Here is a 6,393-nt window from a genome sequence, read left to right as displayed (position 1 = left end):
TGAGCGTCGGCGCGTTGCTGGACGCCTGTAGTTTGGAAGCTTGAGATTCTATGTGTTTGCCGGGAGGTTGTGAGCGTCGGCGCGTTGCTGGACGCTTGTAGTTTGGAAGCTTGAGATTCTTTGTGGTTTGGAGGGAGGTTGTGAATGTCGGTGCGTTGCTGGACGCTGGAAGGTGGTGTCGAAATTTGGAGATGGGTTTTTGTGGTGTTGTGGTGGGATGTGTGGTATGATTTGTATATCTTATAAGATCTATCCATTTATTTGGTTTCTTTTTGCTTCAATGTCTGAAGCGTTTTTTCAAAAATATTTATAAAAACTGTATACAGGGTTTCTGAAGTGTTTGGTTGATGGTATAATTGTATATACCAGAAGGAGTATTGTTTGAGAGATAATACGATTTTTGATGATGTTTTTCGTACTATGATGGAGAAAATGACGTTTCTGGTCGTGCCTTTGATCAATGATGTTTTTCATACATCATACCCGGCTGATGTGGAGATTGTGCAGCTGCGTAATGAGTATCAGCGGGTGGATGGTGAGATTATTACGGATTCGCGGCTGTTGATCGGAAACAGGATTTATCATATAGAATGTCAGAGTACGGATGACACGACAATGGCTGTACGGATGATAGAGTATGATTTTGCAACTGCTGTTGAGTTTGCCAGAAAGCAGGGACGGAGGTATCGGATGGAGTTTCCACGTTCTTGTGTGTTGTATCTGAGGAATAGTAGGAATACGCCGGATTTTCTGGAAGTGGATGTGGTTTTTCCGGATGGGGGATGTCATTTGTACAGAGTGCCTGCCATTAAAGTAGAGAATTATACAAAAGATAAGATATTTGAAAAGAGTCTTCTTATGCTGCTTCCTTTTTATATCATGCGATATGAAAAAAGAGGGCATGAGATGAGTGAGAATCCACAACTTTTTCAGGAATTACTGAATGAATATGAAGTGATCCGGAGTAAACTGGAGGTAGAGATCACTGAATCTGGAAGGTCTGAACTGTTCAGTGATCTGATTGGACTGATAACTCGGATATCTGATCATATTTTCAGAAATGAGGAGAAAGTCCGGAAAGGAATAGGTGAGATTATGGGTGGACATGTTCTGGAACTGGAATCTGAGAAAAGGGCAAGACTGATGGCGGAAGCTAAGGAACAGGCTGAAGCACTGGGGCGAGAACAGGGAATGGCTCAGGGAATGGCTCAGGGAATGGCCCAGGGAATGGCTCAGGGAATAGCTCAGGGAATGGCCCAGGGGGAAGAACGACTTAGTGTTCTGATCAACAGGCTTATACTTGATAATCGTGGTAATGAGATTCAGAAGGTTGTTACAGATAAAGAAATGCGTGAAGCCATGTACAGAGAATATCAATTATAATAAGAAAAGATAAAGAGAATCCCCCACTGGTTTTGCTATCCATGGGGGATTCGTTGATTGATCTGAATCTTATAATACAGAATATCCGTAACTGCTGACAATAGCATCGATCTTCTGGCGTTTTTTGCACAGTGGGCAGTTGTCAGAGCGGTAGGAGCGATAGTCCGGGATGTCTCTGGCCTGAAAGATAGAGTGGACAGGGAGTGTGGCTACACTGTCTACACTGCTGTAGATGGCTGCCACGCCGCGGATCTTACCGCCATAGTACAGAACGCTTTCGATAGCTCGGTTCAATGTGGATCCGGTGGTGATGGAACCATTTAGGATGAGGATGTTTTTTCCATTGATCATTGGTTCATAGTTGTCGCGGAAGATCATCTGCCCGGTGCTATTGAACTCAGGGGTGATGACGTAGATGGTCTGGTGTGCGTTCATGGAAAGGACGCCGGCTTTGGTCAGTTCTTCGGCGAGATAAGCACCGATCACTTCAAGTCCGTCCATGCAGACGATGGTGTCTACCGGAATGGATGCTTCGTAATTTGCTGCGAGAGCGGATGCAATACGCTGTGCTTCAGCGCATCTGGATTTCATAGTAGTGAGATCCAGGTAGTGTGTGATATGGGACTGGGATGTTACGAAGTGTCCCGGAATCATTTTAAGCTGTATGCGGTTGTCATTGCGTGCATAAATTTTTATGATGTTGTCCTGATCCATAATAAAAACCTCCTGTCGTGATCGTGTTTTACGTGGTTGTTCAGGAGAATTATCCTGAAGGATTACGAAACAGATTTATTTAACCGAATGCGGATTGCAAATATCCGATTAGCTGTGCATATTATACCATTAATTTCAAAAAAATGAAATAATATAATGCAAAATATATAAAAAATATTCAAAAAATCAAGCGTATTTGTTAAAAAATATCCAATATCATGAAAACTTTGACAATAGGATCATTACTATAGAGTGAAAGTACTTGTGAGTACGTAGTAAATTGGAAAGAGAGTGTCATATGTATTATTGCGTATAAAAAAGAGGAGGAGAATCCTTATGGATTCTCCCCCTGTGAGAGTGAGTCGATGTCAGCCTTCAATAGATACATATTTATCAGCTTCAATCTCTTCAGCTGCTTTTTTCGGAATAGAAAGTCTCAGAACACCGTTCTCAAATTTTGCATGGACATCTTCGTTTTTTACACCATTACCAACATAGAAGCTTCTGCTTGTGCTGCCGGCATAACGTTCACGGCGGATATAATTGCCTTTCTTGTCTTCCTCGTCTTTGTCAAGACCCTTGGCAGCGGAGATGGTAAGATAACCATCCTTCAGCTGTACCTGTACTTCATCTTTCTTAAATCCTGGAAGATCTACATCCAGCTCATAGCCTTTATCTGTTTCACGTACATCAGTTTTCATGATATTTTTTGCATGTTTGCCATAAAGAGGGTTCTTTCCGCTAAAGAAATTATCTCTGAATCCAAAATCATCCATCCAGTCATCAAATAAGTTTTCTCCAAATACACTCGGGAACATCATAAGTCATTTCTCCTTTCAAATTGAAAAGCCGTTCCGGTGGATCAAGAAATCCAACTGTTGCCGGTATATAGTTACCACTTCGGGTTATTCCGCAGTGGTGATCGTTTGGTTTTATTCTGAACATCTGGAAGTTCTTTTTTATCTTCTCCTTTGTTCTATATGTAATATAACACCTGTTGTTAGCAAAGTCAATAGGTGAGTGCTAAAAAAATGTGAAGAATTTGTGTTCCGTAAAATGAAAAACTAATTTCCAGTTTTAGCCCTTTATGTTCTTATATTAAAAAGCGAATCGGACAAGGACTGAAAAGCTTATGCAGATTGAACATTCTGCAATGTTATAATAACTTTAAAGCATAGAAAAAACCAAAAAAATCAATATAATAAGGCATATAGACAAAATGTATTAAAAAAATTTTTCGTACATTCTTCTGAGTTGAACAGACGATAGAAAGACAGTGTTCATGAGTATGCAGGTAAAGCAAAATGTAAATGAAAAAGTACAGGAGGAGAGAATAATGCAGAAAAAATATGCAGATTTTAAGCTTGGGGTACCGGATTATGTAACAGTGGAAACAGAAGAGGAGAGACTTGTGTGCCAGGGAGGGCAGACGACAGTAGCTGCCGGTGCAACTACTGTGGAATTTCAGGACGCAGGTGAACATGAGGATATATTTGTCACATCCGAGGATGCAGTGAGATGTGTGAAGCTGAGATGGAACTATAAGATCCCGAAATCAGCCAGATTTCTGGGAGATGCCTGGGAACGTACCTATGGTGATGCGGAATGGCATGGAATGAGCGGAAACCGTTATCTGCCATGGTATTTTCTGGCGAAGCTTTCTGAGAAGGTTCTCTGCTTTGGCGTAAAGGTCCGTCCTTCTGCTATGTGCTGCTGGCAGGTGGATACCAAAGGAATTACTTTGTTTCTGGATGTTCGCTGCGGAAATACAGGAGTACAGCTGAAAGGAAGAAAGCTGTGTGCCGCACAGATCGTCTGCATGGAAGCAGAAGGAGCAGATACTTTTGAAACTGCACAGAAATTCTGTGAAAAAATGTGTACAGATCCGATCTTCCCAGAGTTTCCGGTATATGGAAGCAATAACTGGTACTATGCTTACGGTGACAGCTCCGAAGAGGAGATCTTAAGTGATACCGATTATATCCTGAAACTGACCGAAGGTGTAAAAAATCCTCCGTTCATGGTCATTGATGATTGCTGGCAGGAGCATCACCGCCTGGATGAATACAACGGTGGACCCTGGACAAAAGGCAATGCCAGATTTCCGGATATGAAAGGTCTTGCAGACAAGCTGGAGAAAAAAGGTGTCCGCCCGGGTATCTGGGTCCGTCTGCTTCTTAATGAAGATGAGAATATCCCGAATGAGTGGAGGATTTCCTATAATGACTGTCTCGATCCGTCCCACCCGGATGCACTGGAATATATCCGTAAAGATATCGAGAGGATCTGTGATTGGGGATACACGCTGATCAAGCATGATTTTTCTACCTTTGATCTCTTTGGGAAGTGGGGATTTGAGGCGAATTTAAGAGACAATTCCATGGAGAAATGGCATTTTTATGATCAGACCAAAACCAGCGCAGAAATCGTAAAAATGCTTTATCAGGAGATTTATGATGCTTCCCGGAGCAACAACGCAGTGATCATCGGCTGCAATACCATCGGACATCTCGGCGCAGGCCTGATGCATCTGAATCGGACCGGTGACGATACCAGCGGACGTATCTGGGAGCGTACCAGACGAATGGGCGTAAATACGCTGGCATTCCGTCTTCCGCAGCACAATACGTTTTACCATATTGATGCAGACTGTGTCGGTATTTTCGGAATGATCCCATGGGAGAAAAATCGTCAGTGGGCAGACGTTCTTGCAAAGAGCGGTACACCACTGTTTGTATCCGCAAAACCTGGAGTTTTGAATCCGGAGGAATTTGAGGAGCTGCATCAGATCATGCTGCGTGCATCAGAACAGGAAGAGCATTTTGTTCCGCTTGACTGGGAAGAAATCGACTGCCCGGAGGTATGGGGAGAAAACGGCGAAACTATCACTTATGACTGGTTTGACAACGAAGGTCCGACCATGGATGCTACGGTGGAGTACTATAATGCCAAGGTAGTTGTTCCGTAAATCAGGAAAAGTGGTTCAGCAATCCAGAAGATCCTCGGCATGATGATATTTTTCCCGGTATTCCCGTGGCGTCATGCCGGTTTCTTTTTTGAAGGCACGGGAAAAGGCAAATGGATTTTGATATCCGCAGGAGAACGCCACGCTGGAGACAGGGATATCCGTGATGGTCAGAAGCTCCCGGGCGTTGATGATCTTGGCTGAAGTCAGGAATGCTTGGGGTGTGGTTCCAAGATGTTTTTTAAAAAGTCCGTAAAGGTGGCTGCGGCTGATATGGAGATAGTCAGCAACATCTGTCACAGTGATATTCTGTAGCGGACTTTTTTTGATGTAATCAACAGCCTGTGTGATGTAAAAATTATCGTTGGATTCCATGGTGGTGTAGGAAGCATGAAATTCTTCCTCCAGCAGGGCAATGATCCGGTAAAGACCGCTCTGGATATAGGCATCACCGGAAGGCGTCAGTTGTGGATGAGCCATCATTTCAAGAATAGTTTCCTGATATGGAAGAACCGAATTCAGCTGCTGGACCGGAGTTTCCCCGGTAAGATGGCAGTGTTCGCAAAGCGTTGGAGCGTTTTCCCCGTTGAAACAGATCCAGATATAAGTCCAGGGATCAGAAGGTTCCGCTTTGTAGAGAGAGCTGGTCACAGGAGGAATGAAAAAGCACTGTCCGGCTTTCAAGGTATATTTCCGGTTGTTCATATAGAAATATCCCTGTCCGCTCAGCACAAAATGGATGGTGTAATATCGCCGGACACCAGGGCCGTAGGACTGTTCCGGTGTACATTTTTCCCAGCCGCAGGAAATAAGATGAAGTTCTTTTGATGAAGTCTGGCGGTTCATGACCTGCTTGTTTTTCATGAGAGTTTTCTGCCTTTCGATATATGGTTATTATAAGTAATATCAGTTTAAAATATTTGATCTGAGGTGTAAAGAACAAAGATGAACTGATAGGACAAAAGACAGTTGCCGTGCAATAAACGTGCGGCAGCTGTTTTTTATAGTGCGCCCGGCGGTGCACGTTTCTAACGGGTTAAAGTCCCGAATCCGCCCGGTAGTGGGAAGGATATAGCCGAAGGCAAGGGTGTCCACCGTGAGGTGGAATCTGAAGGAAGCCGGATGTGGGAACAGACTAACCACGGGCAAATCTCTGGTCTGACGAACAGAAATCTCATATAAGGTCATGCATGAGGGTAAGGCTGCTATACAAGTTGAAGCCCAATAACTACACGGAATCAAGTATGATAAATGAGGCAGATGGATGGAGAGGAAGAAACGTGTGGTACCCGGGGAGGTCTGTGAGGTATGCCTTGAAAGAGGTAACCATT

The 6,393-nt window shown here is 43.6% G+C and carries 5 protein-coding genes; 2 read left to right on the top strand and 3 right to left on the bottom strand.

Annotation, left to right across the window (positions count from 1 at the left end; all coding sequences use genetic code 11):
* Positions 1-381 precede the first annotated feature (381 nt).
* The gene (locus BLP57_RS17940) at positions 382-1,383 is read left to right on the top strand and encodes a hypothetical protein (protein WP_092073574.1); all 1,002 of its coding nucleotides are present in this window, start codon (positions 382-384) and stop codon (positions 1,381-1,383) included.
* Between the two features lie 69 nt (positions 1,384-1,452).
* Here BLP57_RS17940 and BLP57_RS17355 read toward each other — a convergent pair whose 3' ends face one another.
* Complete coding sequence (locus tag BLP57_RS17355; protein WP_092073571.1) at positions 1,453-2,097, bottom strand: orotate phosphoribosyltransferase; 645 nt, start codon at positions 2,095-2,097, stop codon at positions 1,453-1,455.
* 368 nt (positions 2,098-2,465) lie between these two features.
* Positions 2,466-2,918, bottom strand: coding sequence for an Hsp20/alpha crystallin family protein (locus tag BLP57_RS17350; protein ID WP_015525518.1), 453 nt, complete (start codon positions 2,916-2,918; stop codon positions 2,466-2,468).
* 515 nt (positions 2,919-3,433) lie between these two features.
* Here BLP57_RS17350 and BLP57_RS17345 point away from each other — a divergent pair.
* Entirely contained in the window at positions 3,434-5,065 is a 1,632-nt protein-coding gene (locus tag BLP57_RS17345) for a glycoside hydrolase family 36 protein (protein ID WP_242872674.1), read from the top strand.
* A gap of 15 nt (positions 5,066-5,080) precedes the next feature.
* Here BLP57_RS17345 and BLP57_RS17340 read toward each other — a convergent pair whose 3' ends face one another.
* The gene (locus BLP57_RS17340; protein ID WP_092073565.1) at positions 5,081-5,926 is read right to left on the bottom strand and encodes an AraC family transcriptional regulator; all 846 of its coding nucleotides are present in this window, start codon (positions 5,924-5,926) and stop codon (positions 5,081-5,083) included.
* Between the last annotated feature and the right edge of the window lie 467 nt (positions 5,927-6,393).

It is taken from the genome of Blautia sp. SF-50, assembly GCF_900101315.1.
GTDB classification, from domain to species: Bacteria; Bacillota; Clostridia; order Lachnospirales; family Lachnospiraceae; genus Blautia_A; species Blautia_A fusiformis.
The sequence above is the reverse complement of the archived record's forward strand: the minus strand, read 5'-3'. Positions and strand labels throughout refer to the sequence as shown.

Excerpts from the sequence above, each read along its gene's own strand:
- BLP57_RS17340 (WP_092073565.1), bottom strand. The coding sequence starts at position 5,926 with ATGAAAAACAAGCAGGTCATGAACCGCCAGACTTCATCAAAAGAACTT.
- BLP57_RS17345 (WP_242872674.1), top strand. The coding sequence starts at position 3,434 with ATGCAGAAAAAATATGCAGATTTTAAGCTTGGGGTACCGGATTATGTA.
- BLP57_RS17350 (WP_015525518.1), bottom strand. The coding sequence starts at position 2,918 with ATGATGTTCCCGAGTGTATTTGGAGAAAACTTATTTGATGACTGGATG.
- BLP57_RS17355 (WP_092073571.1), bottom strand. The coding sequence starts at position 2,097 with ATGGATCAGGACAACATCATAAAAATTTATGCACGCAATGACAACCGC.